The sequence below is a fragment of the [Mycobacterium] stephanolepidis genome, assembly GCF_002356335.1.
GTDB classification, from domain to species: Bacteria; Actinomycetota; Actinomycetes; order Mycobacteriales; family Mycobacteriaceae; genus Mycobacterium; species Mycobacterium stephanolepidis.
The window spans coordinates 3981680-3999817 of sequence record NZ_AP018165.1; the positions used below are offsets into that span (position 1 = coordinate 3981680).

The 18138-nt window shown below is 64.5% G+C and carries 16 protein-coding genes and 1 pseudogene; 8 read left to right on the top strand and 9 right to left on the bottom strand.

Annotated elements, in window-relative coordinates; translation table 11 throughout:
* Nucleotides 1–427: 427 nt before the first annotated feature.
* The 5 genes from MSTE_RS19815 to MSTE_RS19835 all read right to left on the bottom strand — a co-directional run bounded on the left by MSTE_RS19815 (nt 428) and on the right by MSTE_RS19835 (nt 5908).
* Nucleotides 428–1555, bottom strand: coding sequence for an ABC transporter ATP-binding protein (locus MSTE_RS19815; protein WP_162291469.1), 1128 nt, complete (start codon nt 1553–1555; stop codon nt 428–430).
* Between the two features lie 203 nt (nt 1556–1758).
* Nucleotides 1759–3129, bottom strand: a complete 1371-nt coding sequence (locus MSTE_RS19820) for an MFS transporter (RefSeq protein WP_096503786.1) — start codon at nt 3127–3129, stop codon at nt 1759–1761.
* A gap of 81 nt (nt 3130–3210) precedes the next feature.
* A complete protein-coding gene (locus tag MSTE_RS19825; RefSeq protein ID WP_096503788.1) occupies nt 3211–3807 on the bottom strand; it encodes a DUF4126 domain-containing protein in 597 nt (198 codons plus the stop codon).
* 51 nt (nt 3808–3858) lie between these two features.
* Complete coding sequence (locus MSTE_RS19830) at nt 3859–4410, bottom strand: nitroreductase family deazaflavin-dependent oxidoreductase (RefSeq protein ID WP_096503790.1); 552 nt, start codon at nt 4408–4410, stop codon at nt 3859–3861.
* 4 nt (nt 4411–4414) lie between these two features.
* A complete protein-coding gene (locus tag MSTE_RS19835; protein WP_096503792.1) occupies nt 4415–5908 on the bottom strand; it encodes a carotenoid oxygenase family protein in 1494 nt (497 codons plus the stop codon).
* A gap of 49 nt (nt 5909–5957) precedes the next feature.
* Between MSTE_RS19835 and MSTE_RS19840 the strand changes: the two genes are divergently transcribed.
* Nucleotides 5958–6713 (top strand): TetR/AcrR family transcriptional regulator, encoded by a 756-nt coding sequence (locus MSTE_RS19840; RefSeq protein ID WP_162291470.1) that lies wholly within the window; start codon nt 5958–5960, stop codon nt 6711–6713.
* Between the two features lie 376 nt (nt 6714–7089).
* On the opposite strand, the gene rplL is transcribed toward MSTE_RS19840, so the two are convergent.
* Together rplL and rplJ are read right to left on the bottom strand one after the other, a co-directional pair.
* A complete protein-coding gene (gene rplL / locus MSTE_RS19845; RefSeq protein ID WP_057964799.1) occupies nt 7090–7476 on the bottom strand; it encodes a 50S ribosomal protein L7/L12 in 387 nt (128 codons plus the stop codon).
* Nucleotides 7477–7540: 64 nt separating this feature from the next.
* Nucleotides 7541–8068: a 50S ribosomal protein L10 gene (gene rplJ / locus MSTE_RS19850; RefSeq protein WP_096503795.1), complete on the bottom strand. Its 528-nt coding sequence runs from the start codon at nt 8066–8068 to the stop codon at nt 7541–7543.
* A gap of 294 nt (nt 8069–8362) precedes the next feature.
* Between rplJ and MSTE_RS19860 the strand changes: the two genes are divergently transcribed.
* From MSTE_RS19860 to MSTE_RS19875, 4 genes and pseudogenes are all read left to right on the top strand, one after another.
* Nucleotides 8363–9334, top strand: coding sequence for an alpha/beta fold hydrolase (locus MSTE_RS19860; protein WP_096503797.1), 972 nt, complete (start codon nt 8363–8365; stop codon nt 9332–9334).
* 107 nt (nt 9335–9441) lie between these two features.
* Nucleotides 9442–10746 (top strand): ABC1 kinase family protein, encoded by a 1305-nt coding sequence (locus MSTE_RS19865; protein WP_162291690.1) that lies wholly within the window; start codon nt 9442–9444, stop codon nt 10744–10746.
* Between the two features lies 1 nt (nt 10747).
* Nucleotides 10748–11692, top strand: coding sequence for an alpha/beta fold hydrolase (locus MSTE_RS19870; protein WP_162291471.1), 945 nt, complete (start codon nt 10748–10750; stop codon nt 11690–11692).
* A gap of 177 nt (nt 11693–11869) precedes the next feature.
* A pseudogene (locus MSTE_RS19875) lies at nt 11870–12731 on the top strand (cyclopropane mycolic acid synthase family methyltransferase).
* On the opposite strand, the gene MSTE_RS19880 reads toward MSTE_RS19875, so the two are convergent.
* Together MSTE_RS19880 and MSTE_RS19885 are read right to left on the bottom strand one after the other, a co-directional pair.
* Nucleotides 12710–14155 carry a glycerol-3-phosphate dehydrogenase/oxidase gene (locus tag MSTE_RS19880; protein WP_096503803.1) on the bottom strand — a complete coding sequence of 482 codons (1446 nt, stop codon included), beginning with the start codon at nt 14153–14155 and terminating at the stop codon, nt 12710–12712. The pseudogene MSTE_RS19875 and the gene MSTE_RS19880 sit on opposite strands and share 22 nt — an antisense overlap.
* Before the next feature lie 20 nt (nt 14156–14175).
* On the bottom strand, nt 14176–14775 hold the full coding sequence (locus MSTE_RS19885; protein ID WP_096503805.1) for a TetR/AcrR family transcriptional regulator: 600 nt from the start codon (nt 14773–14775) through the stop codon (nt 14176–14178).
* Between the two features lie 63 nt (nt 14776–14838).
* Here MSTE_RS19885 and MSTE_RS19890 point away from each other — a divergent pair, with 63 nt between their 5' ends.
* The 3 genes from MSTE_RS19890 to MSTE_RS19900 all read left to right on the top strand — a co-directional run bounded on the left by MSTE_RS19890 (nt 14839) and on the right by MSTE_RS19900 (nt 18135).
* Nucleotides 14839–16431, top strand: a complete 1593-nt coding sequence (locus MSTE_RS19890) for an FAD-binding oxidoreductase (RefSeq protein WP_096503807.1) — start codon at nt 14839–14841, stop codon at nt 16429–16431.
* Nucleotides 16432–16436: 5 nt separating this feature from the next.
* Nucleotides 16437–17315 carry a diacylglycerol kinase gene (locus tag MSTE_RS19895; protein ID WP_096506145.1) on the top strand — a complete coding sequence of 293 codons (879 nt, stop codon included), beginning with the start codon at nt 16437–16439 and terminating at the stop codon, nt 17313–17315.
* Between the two features lie 121 nt (nt 17316–17436).
* A complete protein-coding gene (locus MSTE_RS19900) occupies nt 17437–18135 on the top strand; it encodes a YciI family protein (RefSeq protein ID WP_096503809.1) in 699 nt (232 codons plus the stop codon).
* Nucleotides 18136–18138 lie beyond the last annotated feature (3 nt).

The following is an 18138-nucleotide window of genomic DNA, read 5'->3' on the forward strand; positions in this document are numbered from 1 at the left end:
ACCCGATCGGTCACAACAAGAATCAACACCGTCGTGGCGAGGGAAGGTGGGCAGGAGGCAGCCAGCGCAACGTCTAACAATAGCGTACTATCGCGCAGCCTTCAACTGCCCGGTCAATTATGCGGATCAGTGCTGGCTGGCGGCCTCACTGCATTCGCATACGTCCGTGCTGCCAAACAGAGTGACTCGTCGCACGCCGCCCGTCAAGAGATAGCGCCAGTATTTTCGGCGTTTCTTTCTTCGCAACGCCGAGCGCATACCGGGCGCAGGCAGAAGACCGCGATGACGTGCATCCGGTATGCCCTCGGCAACGACGCCGGCGCCCTATCGGCAGCCTGCCTCGCACCATCACGATGCGGCCGTCGCGGTCTCCCAGCTCGACGGCTCGCACTCACTCGATGAACCCGGCATTCGCGCCGGGTTCCTACTAACCGCGTACGGGCGGGATCTGGCCCGTGGGAGCGTCGTCGTCGCTCGTGTCGATGGCCTGCGTGGCCTGCTCGGCGTGCGGCGGCGCCAGCGTGGCAGTGGTGGCACGGGTCGGCTCGTCACCGAAGGTGTGCACGGGGAACTGGTGAGTGTCGGAGAAGCTGTCCTGGATCGCGGCCTGCGCATTCGGAGGCAGCTGGTGCATGATCTCGCGCACCCGCGCCTGGCGGCGCCCAACCGCCGCACGCTCGGGCATACCCGGGGTGGCCTGGATCTGCGGCGGCACGCCCTCGATCTCCTCGACGCCACCGTCGTGGTGCCCGGCGTCCAGGTGCGCCTGCTCCTCGGCCATGGTGGCCTCGTCCTTCTCCTCGGACATACCGATGGGCCCGATACGGCGGCCGTTGAGGAACTGCTTGATCACCGGCTCATCACTGGTCAGCAGCACCTCACGGGGGCCGAACATGACGAGCTCGCGCCGGTACAGCATGCCCATGTTGTCTGGCACCGTACGGGCGATGTTGATGTTGTGCGTCACGATCAGGATCGTGGCGTCGATCTGCGCGTTGATGTCGATGAGCAGCTGGCTCAGGTAGGCGGTACGCACCGGGTCCAGACCGGAGTCCGGCTCGTCACAGAGGATGATCTGCGGGTCCAGCACCAACGAGCGGGCCAGGCCGGCACGCTTACGCATACCACCGGAGATTTCACCCGGGAACTTGGTCTCGTGGCCCGTCAGACCCACCACGTCAAGCTTCTGCATGACGATGTCGCGGATCTCGGATTCCTTCTTCTTGGTGTGCTCACGCAAGGGGAAGGCGGTGTTGTCGTACAGGTTCATGGAGCCGAACAGCGCGCCGTCCTGGAACATCACGCCGAACAGCTTGCGGATTTCGTAGAGCTCCTTGGAGGAGCACTCCATGATGTTGGTGCCGTCGATATAGATGGCGCCCTCTTCCGGGCGCAACAGGCCGATCAGCGACTTCAGGAACACCGACTTGCCGGTACCGGACGGTCCCAGCAGCACGCTCACTTCACCCGGCGGCAGGGACAGGCTGACGTTCCCCCAGATTCGTTGTGAACCAAAGGACTTCGTCAAACCCTCAACGGAGACTTCTGCACCCACCAGGCGATCCTTCCGCGACACGCACACTTCGCCACCAACCCGGCCAGGCTGTGGTTCGGATCACTTTAGCGTATGCCCAGGAGCTGCATCGCGTTTGCGTCCATACGAGTCCGTCGACTGGCTAACTGTGATAACCAGCCACTACACGTTTAGTACGCGCCGCCCCGCGAACATGCGCAAGTCCGTCCCGGAGGTCCTGCCTACTACTTGTCCGCGGATTCCTTATCAGCCGCACCATGGCGCCGACGCTCCACGATGAGCAGCGCCCCGGCCAGCACCGCGATGAGCACGACGATCAACCCGACGATATCGGCGAAGACGCTCGGATGCGTGAGGCCATATCCGGTCAGCAGATCGATCTCGGCACGCTGCCGAACGAACTCACCGAGGACGACCCCCAGCGCGGACGCAGTGACGGCCAAGCCTCCGACCACGGTCAGCTGCACGGGCGAGACCCCGTGGAAGACCGCGTAGAAAAGGTAGACGGCCAGCGTCGCGATACCGGCCCCCGACAGCAGCAGTCCCAGTACCAATCCCCCCTCGGTCGTCACGGACCGCAGTTCGATCACGGTCGCCACCACTCCGGCCGCCAGCAGCGCCACACCGAGAGCCGCGACGAGGGTGCGCTTGCCGGTATCGATGAGATATCCGGCCGCCGGGGCCAGGACCAGTCCGGAGGCGAAGAGTGCGAACGCCGGCGTATCCGAGGGCGTCTGCTCACGATCGAGCGACCACCACATCGCCGCATGGTCGAAGTCGGCGAACCGCACCAGGAACGTGAGCACGGTGATCGCCAGCAGTGCTGCCAGCACCACCGGGCGGGTGAGCACCTCGGCCGCGATCAACGCCGCCGACCCACGGCGCCGAGTCTGCGCGAAGAGCGCACCGAAGGCCGCCAGCGCGATGATCGCGAGAATCACCGCGCGCACCGGCGACGCCTCGTCGATCAGCAGCCAGGCGAGCGCGGACACCCCGACCAGCCACAGCAGAGCTCCGACAAGGTCGAAGGTATCGAAGGTGCCGACGAACTCGCGGTGCGGCTGGGTGAGCACCACGATCAGCACCACGACGGTTGCCGCAAGAATTCCGTAGGTGATCGGGCGCCAGTTCTGCGGCGAGTTGATGTCCAGGACCTGGCCCGCCAGCATCGCCACCGGGTACATCGCCACCCAGAAGCCCAGGGACAGACCTCTGCCCTTTCTGGGGGTCGAATGCAGGACGATCAGCATGGACGCCACCATGGTCAGACCCGCACCCAGTGCCGAAACCAGCATCACCCAGGCAAGCAGCGTCGCCGACCCCGGTATCAACGATCCGGCTGTCGACAGGCCCAGAATCACCAGGCCCGCGGCCAGGAAGGTCGTCGGGCGAATGTGATTGCCCAATCGGGCGAACACGAGCAATGTCACCACTGCCACGACGTCACCGGCGACGGTCGCCCACTCGATCGTGCCGAGGGCATCGTCACCCCGGTCTACTCCCCACACCGCCGCCAGACCGTGGTCCAGCATGGTCAGCCGCGCTACGAGTAGTGCGGCGCAAGCGATAAAGACGTGCCGTACGGCCAGATTCATGTCACCTTCATTCTCTCGTCCCCATCACTCTATGAGCCCCAGCCACATTCGTCCTGCGATAGCCGTTATCACCAGGGCTACCTACGGGCCGGCGGTGTCGGTTCTACGCCTACCGCGTGCCCACCGAATCGCCCGGAAGGTCAACGAACCGAGTGCGACCATGAGCACCAACACCACGACAAACGCGAGAATCGGCAGCGCCAGCGCGAGGACGGTCAAGACCAACGAAGTGCCGTCCTCGGCGGTCGAGACCAGTGGATTCCCCACTCCCGCAGTGGTGCCGGTGACGAAAGGGCGTGCGACTGTCCGGCCGGCGTGGACGCTGCCGGCGGTGATGGCCCCAAGAATCGCGGCCACTGCCGGGGGCAGGTGCGAGGAAAGGCTTGTCTCGGCGGTGAACAAAATGGCACCCGATGCCGGCGCGATGAACGTGCCGACCGCGTGCAGGACCGAGTCCAGGGCCGGGATCTTGTCTCCTATGAGATCGAGCACAAAAATGACCGCGAGGACGATGAGCGCCGGGGTGGAGGACAGCCAGCCGTACGACGGGCCGAGTTCGATCCACCCGAGCCGGTCGGCGGCGCCCACCGCGAGCAGCGGCAGCCAGGCGTTCAGTCCGGCAGCACCCGAGAGCCCGAACGCCCCGAGGATGGCACTGATGGCCGAGGTGATCTCCATGTCACGAGTGTGACGCCGTCACGCGGATTCAGCGGCGATTTCCCGGCGCCGTCACACTCGTGTGTCGAGTTCGACGACCAGTGGTGTCCCACCCTCGAACCAGGCGCGATGCAATTCGACAATCTTGCGGTGCGAGGGCAACCCCTTGCGGTGAAACACATTCTCCAGGTAGTCGAAGGGGTGTACGACACCACAGAATCGCTCGCAAGCCTTCTCGTACGTCGGATCGCCGGACGCGATCGCTCGAGCCGTACCGGTGTATGTCCCGTCGGTGAGCCGCAGGCTCACCGACGGGTTGGCCTGAATGTTCTTGACCCACAGGGTGTGCCGGCCGGTAATCGCAGCCAAGTAGGCCCTGTTCCCGTCGCGCACCGCCTTGACATAGGTGACGCGCGGGCTCCCCGACTTTCTTCCGATGGTGGTCAGTACGCCGACACCGCGCGGCACTCGGATCGCGAACCAGGGCCGATGCATCGCATGTAGCGCACCGGCGAAACGACGGCGCTCAGCCAGCGGCGCCTTCGTCGTGTCCAGCCCCGGCCTTCGCTCGAAGACGTACCGTCCGTCCGTGTAGCGCAACGACTCCGGCAGCGGGCCGTTCATGATGTCAGCGGGGAGCCCAGTTGCCGTGGAAGCCCGCCGGAACGCGCTGCGGCAGATCCACCGTCGCCGCGAGTTCCAGCGTCTGTGCGTCCAGGACCACGAACTTGCCCTCAGACGTCCCGGCGCTCAGACCAAACCCGACGAGCACACCGTCGTCCTCGGCGGTTCCCGAAGGATTCGGCACAAACGACATCTCACCCACCGCAAGCGAATCAAGTGTGGTCCGGCTGTCGGCACCCGTCTGGTAATCGAACTTGACCAGGCTGCCGTCTACCTTGCCGTCGGACTCGAATGCCCCCGCGATGCAGGGCAGGTACCCATAGCGGTGCTTCTTACCGGTCAGCTCCTCGTTGATGCGGGGGAACTCGAGATGGCGATCATCTCGGCGCTCCATGGTGACCGTGCCCTTGGTCAAGTTGATGACCCAGCGGTCGAGCAGGCCACGTGCATCGCTGGGGCCGAGTACGTCGGCGGAGAACATGGAGTCATAGCGGACTAAATCAATCACCACAACTTCCTGACCGTCACGCATCTCGGAGTACCCGTTGAGCGGGTGGAATACGTAGCACGGCTCGATCTCGAACCAGCGCACGTCCGCATTGCCGCCCTCACGCGGCATCACACCAATTCTGGCTGGGTACTTGGGATTCCACGAGTAGGGAATCGAAGGAGACTTGCCGGACAGTTGACTTGCCCTGGCCGCGATCGGGCCCGGGATCTTGATCTTGCCGATGAGAGATTGCATGACCAGCTGGGCGGGCTTACGCAGAATCGGCGGCATCGGTACCGATTTGGTGATCATCGCGGTATCGAGGGTGACCGGCAGGTCATAGAAGACGACGTACTTCTCGGTGAGCGTGAAGTCGTGCATCATCGGGGAGCCCTGGACCTTGACGTCGACCGTACGGCGGGCCCGCCCCGAGGCATCGATGACCGAGTATTGAACGGTGTTGCCGCGGGCGAAAGAGTATGACACGGCATGCATTTCGCCGGTGTCGGGATCGATCTTCGGGTGCGCGGTGTAGCCACCGTGCAGAGTGCCCTGGAAGTCACAGGCCCCCAACGTGTCGAGCTCGTCGCTGAGCTCGTAGTTGGCGATACCACCCTCTACCAACGCCAGGGTGCGACCCGCGTGACTGAGCGTATTGGTATTGGGTCCGATCAACGAGGTGCCGGCCGAGGTGCCGACGGCGACCGTGGGCTCACCAAGAGCCTTGCGTACCGCCGCGGTACGCACCCAGCGGTTGCGGTACCACTGTGCCTTCCCATCCCGGAGCGACAGGCCGTGCACCATCGCATCGCCGCTGAACAGGTGGTAGGTCGCGGGGTCCACCTCGGCGGCGGGGTTGGGGCCGTTGCGCAGGTAGCGCCCGTCCAAATAGTCCGGAATTGTCCCCTCGACCAACAGGTCGGTACTGGTGACTTCCTGCTGAACCGGTTCCCAGACTCCGGTCAGATACACACTCTCCGTGGCGGTGGGCTGGACTGTGGCGGTCATCGTGTCCTCCAGGGCTGACTGGCTGGCATAACATCGTTATTACGCCGTTATGGTGAACCTACTCCCGTTGTGCGAACATGGCAAGACAATGAGCGCATCTATTCCGCGAAACAGTCAGGGAAACGACCGGGCAGTCGCCCGCAATCCCCGGGTCGATCTTGTCGCAGCGGCCGTACGGCTTCTGAACGAACAAGGACCCGATGCACTGCAGACACGCAAGATCGCCGCTGCCGCCGGCACCTCCACCATGGCGGTCTACACCTACTTCGGCGGCATGCGCGAGCTCATCGCAGAGGTGGCAGAGGAAGGTCTACGTCAGTTCTCCGGCGCACAGGCCGACGTACCCCAGACTGACGACCCCATCGCCGATTTCATGGTGACGGGCATGGTCTACCGCCAGTTCGTCATCGACCACCCCCACATGTACCGGCTGATGTTCGGCGTCACCAGCGCACACGGCATCAACGCGCCCAGCCGGAACATGTTCAACACCGTGCACCTGACACCACAGCACGCCAGCGCCACGCAGCTCTATCGCAGTGTGCAACGTTCGATGGCCGCGGGCCGGATCGACGGCTCCCCCGACGACGCCGCGAAGGTCGCCGCGACCGCCGCCAAGTTCTGGACCGTCATGCACGGGTTCGTCATGCTGGAACTGGCCGGGTTCTGGGGCGAGAACGGTGAGGCCGTTGGCCCGGTGTTGGGCTCCATGACCACGGATCTGCTTATCGCACTGGGCGACTCCCCCGAACAGGTGAACAGCTCCGCCGCTACCGCCGCCACCCGGATTGCCGCGCTGATCTAGAGGGGCGCCCAGGACACCTCGTCCGGATCCCTAGGGGCGGCGGGATTGCGGGCGGCGCCGGACACGACGCCGCGGTGTCCCGCAGCGCTGCCACGGTGCGGACGGCCCGTGCCGCTGGAGCGCGCATGTCCCGGGCCAGACGCGCCAGCAGTTGCCTGCGCAGTTGGTCATCGGTGCGCGCCGTCGTTCGTGGTGCGGGTGCGGGCGCCTCCGGCGCACGTGGACGCCGAGCACGAACCACCATCAGGAGCAGCAACAGAGCGCCCAGGGCGATCAGCAGGTAGATGGCCACACCCCGAGTGTGCGGGTTGAAAACGAAACCGGCCCCTGGAAGTCCGAAGACTCCCAGGGGCCGGGATTCGAAACGTACTGCGAACTACTTGACGGTGATCGTCGCGCCGGCGGCCTCGAGCTTGGCCTTGGCGTCCTCGGCGGCCTCCTTGGCAACCTTCTCGAGCAGCGGCTTGGGGGCGCTGTCGACCAGGTCCTTGGCTTCCTTCAGACCCAGGCCGGAGACGATCTCGCGCACAACCTTGATAACGCCGATCTTCTTGTCGCCGGCGCTCTCCAGGATGACGTCGAACTCGCTCTGCTCTTCGGCAGCCTCGGCGGCCGGGGCAGCGCCACCGACAGCGGCGACGGCGACCGGAGCGGCAGCGGTGACCTCGAAGACCTCTTCGAAGGTCTTGACGAACTCGGACAGCTCAAGCAGCGTCAGCTCCTTGAAAGCATCGATCAGTTCCTCGGTGCTCAGCTTTGCCATGATGTTGGTTCCTTCCTTGATTTACAACAGGTTTGGTTGGTACTGGCGGATCGAAGGGGCGTTTCTACGCTGCCTCTTCGCCGGCCTTCTTTTCCTGCAGGGCGGCGGCCAGGCGTGCAACCTGGGACGCCGGGGCGTTGAACAGCCCGGCGGCCTTGGCCAGGTTGCCCTTCATTGCGCCGGCCAGCTTGGCCAGCAGCACCTCGCGCGATTCCAGATCGGCGATGCGCTCAACCTCGGCGACTGACAAAGCGCGGCCATCCATGTAGCCGCCCTTGATGATCAGGGCCTTGTTATCTTTCGCGAAGGTCTTGATGGCCTTCGCAGCGTCCACGGGCTCACCCTTGATGAACGCGATTGCCGTTGGGCCGGTGAACAGTTCGTCCAGGCCCTCCACGCCAGCTTCCGAAGCCGCACGCTTGACCAGCGTGTTCTTGGCGACGGAGTAGGTGGCGGAAGCTCCGAGAGAGCGACGCAGGGTGGCCAGAGCGGACACCGACAGGCCGCGGTACTCGGTGATCACGGTCGCAGTCGAATCCTTGAACTGCTCGGTGATCTCGGCAACGGCGGTGACCTTTTCAGTCTTGGCCATGTATTGCCTCCTCATCTCGTTTCGGTCGCTGCACCTAAGACAAGACGGTCCGAGATCGAGAAGGCTTTCCGCATTTCGCACGCAATGGAAATGACGAACGCCCCGACGCAGACAGGTCGGGGCGTGAAAATCCACAGACTTTTGGTCCGCGGGTTTAACCTCGTCCTCCTGCGTGGGCCGCCAGGACGAGTCCTGGACCTTCAACCTCGTGAGAGGTGACCGACGGTCTTCGGTGGAGCTGGGCCAGATTACCGCAGATGAGGGCGATCATCCAAAACGGCGTGGTATCCAGGAATGGTGCCGCTGTCCTCCGAAGTCCCCACCCGATCCGGCGTCGCACGTAACGGCGATATCGAGCTCTTCTACGAAGACCTGGGGAACCCCGCCGATCCGGCGGTGATCCTGGTGATGGGAGTGGCGGCGCAGCTCCCGATGTGGCCGGACGGGTTCTGTCGGCAACTCCTGGACCGCGGCTATCGGGTCATCCGCTTCGACAATCGCGACTGCGGGCTGTCGACGAAACTCGACGGCCACAAAGCGCCGGGATCGGTTCAGCGCCGGGTGGTGCGCTATGCCTTCGGCCTGGGCAGCGAGGTGCCGTACACCCTTATCGACATGGCCGAGGATGTCCGCACCCTCATAGACCACCTTGAACTGGACACAGTGCATATCGCGGGCGCCTCGATGGGCGGCATGATCGTGCAGGTCTTCGCGGGCACCTACCCCGAGCGCGTCAATTCCGTCGGCATCATCTATTCGGCGACCGGCCGCCCGTTCTCCCGATTGCCATCCTGGGAATTGATCAAAACCGCCATGATCGCCCCCGGTAAGAACGCGACTGCCGAGGAATGGCTCGAGTTCGAGGTGAACAACGGCATCGTCTACAACGGGCCCGACAACCTGCCCCCCCCCCCCCCCCCCCCCCAGGAGCTGCGGCAGCGCATCCTCGCCCACCGGGCCCGCAGTGACTACAAGGTGGGCACCGTGCGCCAATTCGATGCCATTTTGGGCACCGGCAGTCTGCTGCGCTTCACACGAGCCATCGCCGCTCCGACGGTGGTGATCCATGGCCGCAACGACCCGCTGGTGCCCTATCAGAACGGCCGGGTGGTGGCCAAGAACATCCGGAACTCGCGATTCGCGCTCATCGAAGGGATGGGCCACGATCTGCCCGAGCCCGTGTGGGAGCCGGTGACCTCAGAGTTGTTGGCGACTTTTGATCGGGGCGCCTCCCGCTCGCGGGGAACCGCGTGCAGGACTGACTAGGGCTGCACGGGCCCGATGCGGCACACTTGCATTTCATGACTGCCCAAGAACGTTCCGGCCGGAGCGTAGGTGAAGGCCGTGGACGTCAGGTTGCACCGCTCGGGCGCGTGGCGTTGCTCTCCGAGGCCGCCCGACTGGGCACGACCGGCTGGCAGGTCGCCCGCACCGCGGGACGAGTACTGGGCAAGATCACCACAAAGGGCAGCCTCGAGCAGAAGCTCATCGCCGAGCTCCCCCAGACCTTCTCCGACCTCGGCCCCACGTACGTCAAGCTCGGCCAGATCATCGCGTCCAGCCCTGGCGCGTTCGGCGAGCCGCTCTCTCGTGAATTCCGCGGGCTGCTGGACCGCGTGCCGCCCGCCGACTCCGTCCAGGTCCGTGAACTCATCATCTCCGAGCTCGGAGATGAACCCGAAAAGCTCTTCGCCAGCTTTGACACCGAGCCGTTCGCATCCGCGTCGATCGCCCAGGTGCATTACGCGACATTGCATTCCGGCGAAGACGTGGTGGTCAAGATCCAACGTCCGGGAATCCGGCGCCGGGTGGCCGCCGACCTGCAGATCATGAAACGCGGCGCGGCACTACTGGAACTGGGCAAGGTAGGCCGGATGCTTTCGGCCCGCGATGTGGTGGACGATTTCTCTGGGAACCTGTCCGAGGAGCTGGACTTCCTCGCCGAGGGCCAGGCCATGCAGACCTGGGTGGAGCACCTGCACACCTCGTCACTCGGCAAGAACATCCGCGTGCCCGATGTGCACTGGCATTACACAACCTCCAGAGTGCTCACCATGGAGCGGGTGCACGGCATCCGCATCGACGATGCTCCGGCCATTCGCAAGGCGGGATTCGACGGCACCGAACTGGTGAAGTCGCTGCTGTTCTCGGTGTTCGAATCCGGACTGCGTCAGGGCTTGTTCCATGGCGACCTGCATGCGGGAAATCTTCTGGTGGACGAAGAGGGCCGGATCGTCTTCCTGGACTTCGGCATCGTCGGCTTCATCGACCCACGGACCCGCTGGCTGTTGCGGGAGCTGATTCACGCGCTACTGGTCAAGAAGGATCATCGCGCCGCGGGCAAGATCGTGGTGCTGCTGGGCGCCGTCGGCAATCCCGGCGACGCCGACAAGGGCACTCGGGATATCCAGGCCTTCACGACCCCGCTCACGGTGAAATCCCTTGGCGACATGTCATATTCGGAGATCGGCAAGCAGCTATCGGCGCTCGCCGAGCAATACGACGTGAAGCTTCCCCGTGAGTTGGTGCTCATCGGCAAGCAATTCCTGTACGTCGAGCGGTACATGAAGCTGCTGGCGCCGCGCTGGCAGATGATGGAAGACCCGGAACTCAAGGGCTACTTCGGCAATTTCATTGTCGATATCAGCCGTGAGCACAACCGCGAGGGAGATATCTGAGATGACAGCCAGCACCGCCAAGGTCGGCGATATCGAACTGTGTTTCGAGGAGTTCGGCAACCCGGCCGACCCCGCGGTACTGCTCATCATGGGCATCGGCGCGCAGATGGTGTTCTGGCGTACCGAATTCTGCCAGCAGCTCGCCGGCCAGGGTTACCGCGTCATCCGCTTCGACAATCGCGACTGCGGCCTGTCCACCAAGCTGGACGGGGTGCGCGCCGGTGGCGGCGCACTCCTGCCAACCATGGCGAAATTCCTTGCCGGCGTGAAGATCACCGATACCGCCTACACCCTGGAGGATATGGCGGCTGACGCGGCCGGTCTGCTCGATCATCTCGGCATCGAGCAGGCACACGTCGTGGGCGCCTCGATGGGCGGCATGATCGCCCAGGTTTTCGCCGCCGAACATCCCGACCGGACACAAACGGTCACCATCATCATGTCGAGCAACAACCAGCCCTTCCTGCCCCCGCCCGGGCCACGTCAGCTGATGGCGTTGCTGACGCCCCCGCCGGCCGGCGCCACCCGCGAGGAGATCATCGCCAACAGCGTGCGGGTGGGTCGGACCATTGGTAGTCCGAAATACCGGCAGTCCCAATCGAAGTCGTATCTGCACGCTGCCGAGTACTATGACCGCAGCTACTACCCCAAGGGGTTTGCCCGGCAGTTCGCGGCCATCATGGGAACCGGCAACCTGGCGCCTTTCGACAACCGAATCACCTCTCCCGCACTGGTTTTGCACGGCAGGGCCGACAAGCTGATGCGTCCTTCGGGCGCGCGGGCCATCGCCCGGGCCATTCCCGGCGCACGTTTGGCACTGATCGAAGGAATGGGCCACGATCTGCCCGAACCACTATGGGGCCACGTCATCGCCAAGCTCACCGAGAACTTCGCCCGATCGGAACCTGCGCAGGATGAGACGGAATCTGAGGCGGCGGGTCGCTAATTAGCACCCGTAGGGAACGATCTCGCGCAGATCAAACCCCTTGCTAAATATGCCCATATCCCTTGTACCTGCAACAATCTTGCTCTAGCCTCGGCACGGGACATCAGCCAGCACCAACGTCCATCAACAGCCGCGCGCCGTTCGGGGCATCGCGCCATCCTCATGGGAGGTCGCCCTATGTCGAAATTGACTCCAAAGTTCTCCGATGTACAAGCGCATTACGACCTATCCGACGACTTCTTCGCACTGTTCCTCGACCCCAGCAGAACCTACAGCTGCGCATACACTTCGAGCCCGAGACCCTGACACTCGAACAGGCACAGCAGGCCAAGATCGACCTCGCACTGGGAAAGTTGGGCCTGGAACCCGGGATGACCCTGCTGGACGTGGGCTGTGGATGGGGCGCCACGCTGAGACGCGCCCTCGAACACTACGACGTCAACGTCATCGGCCTCACCCTCAGTAAAAATCAATTCACGCATGTCACCAACCTTCTCGACTCCGTCGAGAGTTCGCGTACCCACGAGGTGCGACTGGCCGGGTGGGAGGAGTTCGACGGCGCCGTAGACCGAATAGTCAGCATCGGCGCCTTCGAGCATTTCGGCCACGAACGGTACGACAGCTTCTTCTCGATGGCCCATCAGATACTGCCGGATGACGGAAAGATGTTGCTACACACCATCGTCAGCTATCACCCCGAGGAATTGAAGCGGATGGGCATTCCGCTATTGATGTCGCGGGTCCGATTCATGCACTTCATGATGACCGAGATATTCCCGGTGGCCGTTTACCTTCCGTCCCGATGGTGGATCAGCATGCCGCACTCGCGGACTTCCGCATAACGCGCCACCAGTGCCTGCAACCGCACTATGCGCGCACCCTGGACTGCTGGGCCGACAACCTCGTCGCGCATAAGGATGAAGCGATTTCCCTTCAGTCACAAGAGGTTTACGATAGGTACATCAAGTACCTCACGGGTTGTGCCGATGCCTTCCGGGAAGGCTGGATCGACGTCGTTCAGTTCACCTGCGAGAAGTAGGAGTCGACGAGTCCCTGGACCGCGCCGACCGCCAGCTCCTTGTCGACGGGCACCAGCCCGATACGGGTGCGACGATCAAGAATGTCATCGGTATCGAGTGCACCCTCATGGGTGAGCGCGAACTCAACCTGTTCGCGGGTGATGTCGACACCGTTAACCAACGGCGTACCAACAGAACCCGGCCAGTCATCGACCACCGCCAGGTTCTGTGTCACACACTCCGAAGCCGCAAGCGGCCGGCGTTCCAGGCCCGCGTCCAACGCGTCCTGGGCCATCTTGCGATAGGTGGTCAGCTTGCCGCCCACCACGCTGACGACACCCGAATCCGATACCCGGACCGCGTGCTTACGGGACAGGTCGGCGGTCGCGGAGTCATCCCCGTCAAGCAGTGGCCGCAGCCCCGCGAACCGCCCCGCCACGTCGGATTCGGACAGTGATGTCTGCAGCACCGTGTTCACGGTGTCGAGGAGGAATTGCTCTTCGGCCGCCGACGGTTCGGCCACATCCGGTACCGGGCCGGGTGCCGGTTCGTCGGTGAGGCCGAGGTATACCCGATCGTGAATGGCGGGTAGCGCGAACACGAAACGGTTGATCGTCCCGGGCACCGGAACGGTGAGGGCCGCGGTAAGTCCGCCGAAGCCGGCGGCCCGGAAGACCAGGTGTGTGCCGCGGCTAGGACGCAGCTTGATGTCATGATCGACTTGGCCGGCCCATACCCCGGCGGCGTTGATAACCAAACCAGCCTGCACCCGGGTGGTATTGCCGGTCAGCCGGTCGCGAAGCACCGCACCGTCGCCGGTGACCTCCTCGGCGGAGACACGGGTGAGGATCCGGGCGCCCAGTCCGGCTGCGGTGCGCGCGATCGACACCACCAACCGCGCATCGTCGACGAGCTGCCCGTCGAATGCCATCAGGCCACCGCGAAGCCCATTGCGCCGCACAGTTGGGGCACGGCGGATCACTTCGCCCGCGTCGATGGCGCGTGAGCGCGGCAGCACGTCGGCCGAGGTGTGCGCGAGTTTGCGTAGCCCATCCCCCGCCACGAATCCCACCCGCACCAGCGTCCGGCTGAACATGCTCACCGCCGGGTGTAACGGAACAACCTGCGCGAGAGGGTGAATGAGGTGCGGGGCGGTACGCGTCATCAGGATGTGCCGCTCGATCGCGCTCTCCCGGGCAATACCCACCTGGCCCGAAGCAAGGTAGCGCAATCCCCCGTGGACCAGCTTCGAACTGAATCTGCTTGTCCCGAAGGCCAGATCATGCTTTTCGACCAGGGTGACCCGCAGGCCCCGGCTCGCTGCGTCCAGTGCCACCCCGACACCGGTGATACCGCCGCCGATGACGAGGACGTCAACCGGAGCGCCACCGGCCAGCGCCGCAAGATCGGCGCCGCGTCGCGTGCTGTTGAGCTGGGTTGTCATGAATTCTCCTAGGGGGCAGATCAAGCCTTGAGATATCCGTCGATGGCAGTGGCCAATTCGTGTACAAGTTCGTCCGGCGACATGATGTCGGTGACGATGCGCGCCGACTGGAGAACCGATTGGCCGATCAGCAGCACCATCGCCGCCATCTGCTCCGGGGTACCGCCACGAATCGATCCGTCGCCCTGACCCTCGGCGATGAGCATCGCGGTCCAGCCGATGAGCGCACGCTGGCTGGTCCCCAATCGCCGCACGATGTAGGTCAGCAGAAGTTCGGGGTCCGATCGCAGGATCGCCGCGAAAATCGAATGCTCGCGTACCTGGGTGACCAGACCTGTCACCGACTGGACCAGGCGATCGCGTGCGTGCCCCTGTCCGGTCGCGGGCAGGATTGACGCCATTTCCCGCGTCAGCAGATCGGCGACCAGGGAGCGCACATCGGGCCAGCGCCGGTACACCGACGGACGGCTGACACCAGCACGTTTGGCGACCTCAACCAGCGTGGTGCGGCGCACCCCGAACTCGGTGACGCACGACAACGCGGCATCCAGGATGCGTTCGGTGACGGCATCCGCCGGAATCTCCTCGACCCCGGCGATGTCAGTCGTCTCGACCGTCATGCCACCTCACCTTCTCCCAGAAATCTTCGTTACAACTTGCCATCCTATGTAATACTGTAACGCATGATGGAGTGGGACGCCTGGGGCGTGGCCGAAAAACGACAGACTCTCTCACCTCAGGTGAAGGCGCTCTTGGCGTCGGCGCTGGGCATTCCCGAACGGGATCCGGCCAGCCGCGATGAGTCGAGTGTCACGCTGTCCCCCAGCTCACTCACCGAAGAGCAACTGGCCGCCCTGTCCGAACTGCTCGGCACGGAGCATGTGCGCACCGATCACGGCGCGCGGCTGCGACATGCGGGCGGCAAGAGCACCCCGGACCTGTTGCGCCGACGCTCCACCGATGTCCAGGAAGCCCCCGACGCCATCGTCTACCCGGCATCGCATGAGGAGGTATCCGCACTCCTCGCGCTGTGTGGCGAGCAGGCCATTGCGGTCGTACCGTTCGGCGGCGGCACCAGCGTGGTCGGCGGGCTGGATCCCGAGCGCGGCGGATTCACCGCAGTCATCACAGTGGATCTGCGAAGAATGTCCGGCCTGGTCTCCCTCGACGAGGAATCGGGAACCGCCGTGCTGCTGCCCGGAACGACGGGCCCCGAAGCCGAGGAACTCCTTGGCGCCAAGGGCTTCTCACTCGGGCACTTCCCCCAGAGTTTCCGGTTCGCGAGCATCGGCGGTTTCGCCGCCACCCGATCCTCCGGGCAGGCCTCCAGCGGTTACGGGCGCTTCGACGCGATGGTGGACGCGGTCCGGATCGCCACCCCGCGTGGTGATCTGGCCCTGGGCAAGGCGCCCGCGTCGGCAGCCGGGCCCGACCTGCGACAGCTCTTCCTGGGATCGGAAGGGGCCCTCGGCATCATCACCGAGGTGACGGTGCGCGTACACCGGCTCCCCGAGGACACCTGGTACCAGGGCTGGTCCTTCCCTTCCTTCGATGCCGGGGCTCAGGCGCTGCGCACGCTCGTTCAGTCCGATGCCGCACCCACCGTGCTGCGGCTGTCCGATGAGGCAGAAAGCGGGCTTAATCTCGCGCTGGCCAAGGACATCGGCGGGAAGAACCCCGCCACCGGAGTGTTGGCCATCACCACGGTGGAGGGCACCCACGGACATGTTGCGGCCCGTTCGGCCGAGGTAGCGGCCGTTCTCACCGCCGCCGGTGGCACCGCTCTCGGCGATGAGCCCGGCAAGGCCTGGGATCACGGCCGTTTCGATGCACCGTACCTGCGCGATGCCCTCATCGACGCCGGCGCGGTGGTGGAGACGTTGGAGACCGCGACCTCATGGCGCAACCTCGCGACCCTGCGTACGGCGGTCACCACAGCACTCGCCGAAGCCCTTGGCGCCCAAGGCACCCCACCATTGGTTTTGTGCCATATCTCGCATACCTATCGCACCGGCGCCTCGCTCTACTTCACCGTGGTGTGCGCGGCCGCTGAGGACCCGATGACCCAATGGGGCAAGGCGAAGAAGGCTGCGGGTGACGCTATCGTCGCCGCGGGCGGCACCATCACCCACCATCACGCAGTAGGGCGCGATCATCAGCCGTGGCTTGCCGACGAGGTCGGTGAGCTCGGTATCGAGATATTGCAGGCGGTGAAGCGAACCGTCGATCCACGGGGAATTCTCAACCCTGGCAAGCTCATTCCTGTTAGCGAGTAATGCCGATGACTCACCTCACCGTCCTGACGAATCCGGCAGCCGGTCACGGCGCAGTGCAGGCAGCCGAAGCCGCCATCGCCCATCTGCGAGCGCGCGGGCTGACGGTCACGCATCACGCCGCGTCGTCGGCATCGGAATCGCACGCACTCGCCCGGGAAGCCGCCCGCACGGGTGCCCGCGGGATCGTCGCCGCGGGCGGAGACGGTCTGGTGAGCATCGCACTGCAGGCGGTCGCGTCCACCCCGGTGGCGCTGGGCGTAATCCCCATCGGCACCGGAAACGATTGCGCCCGCATGTTGGACATCCCACTGGGCGACCCGGTTGCCGCAGCCGACGTGATCGCGACCGGCAGCACCCGGGTGATCGACTGCGGGCGTGTGCAATACAACGGACACACAACCTGGTTCGCCACCGTGGTGGCATCGGGATTCGACTCGTTGGTCAATGATCGCGCCAATCGGATGAGCTGGCCCCGTGGCCGTCGCCGTTATGACATCGCGATGGCGTTGGAGGCCGCGAAGCTGAGGCCGTTACCGTTCCGCATCGAACTGGATGATCAGGTCATCGAGACCGATGTCACCCTGGTCGCGGTCGGAAACGGAACCTCGTACGGCGGCGGAATGCGCATCTGTCCCAATGCCGTTCTGGACGACGGACTGCTGGATGTGACGGTGGTGGCCGCGGGCGGGCGGCTGCGCTTGCTGCGGCTGTCCCCCACGGTCTACAAGGGCACCCATGTCGACCTGCCCGAGGTGAGTACCTTCCGGTCACGGCGAGTCCGGCTATCCGCCGCCGATATCACCGCGTATGCCGATGGCGATCCGGTGGCGCCCCTGCCGGTCGATATCGATGTGGTCCCCGGAGCTCTGACCGTCTTCGCCTAACCGTTGCGCCGAATCCAGAATTTTTTCGCGTGAGGTGTCTGATCGGTGATGCGCGGTTCGTCATACAGGTAGAGAGTGGATCGCAGAGTTCCGCTCACTGATACCGACGGAGGGCTCCACCATGCACTACCTCGCGCTACTCATAGGTCCACAGCAGGAACGCACCCCCGACGAGGCTGCTCAGGAACTGACGGATTACTTGAACTTTCAGGCCAAGGCGGCATCAGTCATCCGCGCGGGCGATGCGCTGTATCCCGAAGCCGACAGCGTCCGGATCACCGGCGGACCCGATGCCCCCGTCATCACCGACGGTCCGTTCGCCGAGGGTGCCGAGGTCGCGAACGGCTACTACGTACTGGAGGCGGACAACCTCGATGACGCCCTTGCCCTGGCCCGGGACATCCCGGAGGCCAAGCGCGGCGCGGTCGAGGTGTGGCCGCTGGTGCACTGCTCCCAGGAATTCGGAGGGCAGGGGTCCACAAGTTGGCTCGCACTGCTGTTGGAGCCCGGAGAACGCGCACATGTGCCGGGCAGCCCCGAATGGGAGGAAGTGGCGGCCAAGCATGGGGTGTTCGGTGAGAAGGCCAGTGGGCACATCAAGATCGCGGGACCGCTGCATCCCCCGTCCACGGCCACCACGGTCCGAGTGCGCGACGGAGAGACTGTGCTCACAGACGGCCCATACGTCGAGGGAACCGAGATCGCAAACGGTTTCTACGTGCTCGCCACCGATGACCGCGACCAAGCCATCCAGTTGGCCTCGCAGCTGCCGGCGTCGGCAGTGCACTTGCGGCAGCTCACCGGCGTCTCGGGTTTCTAGCAT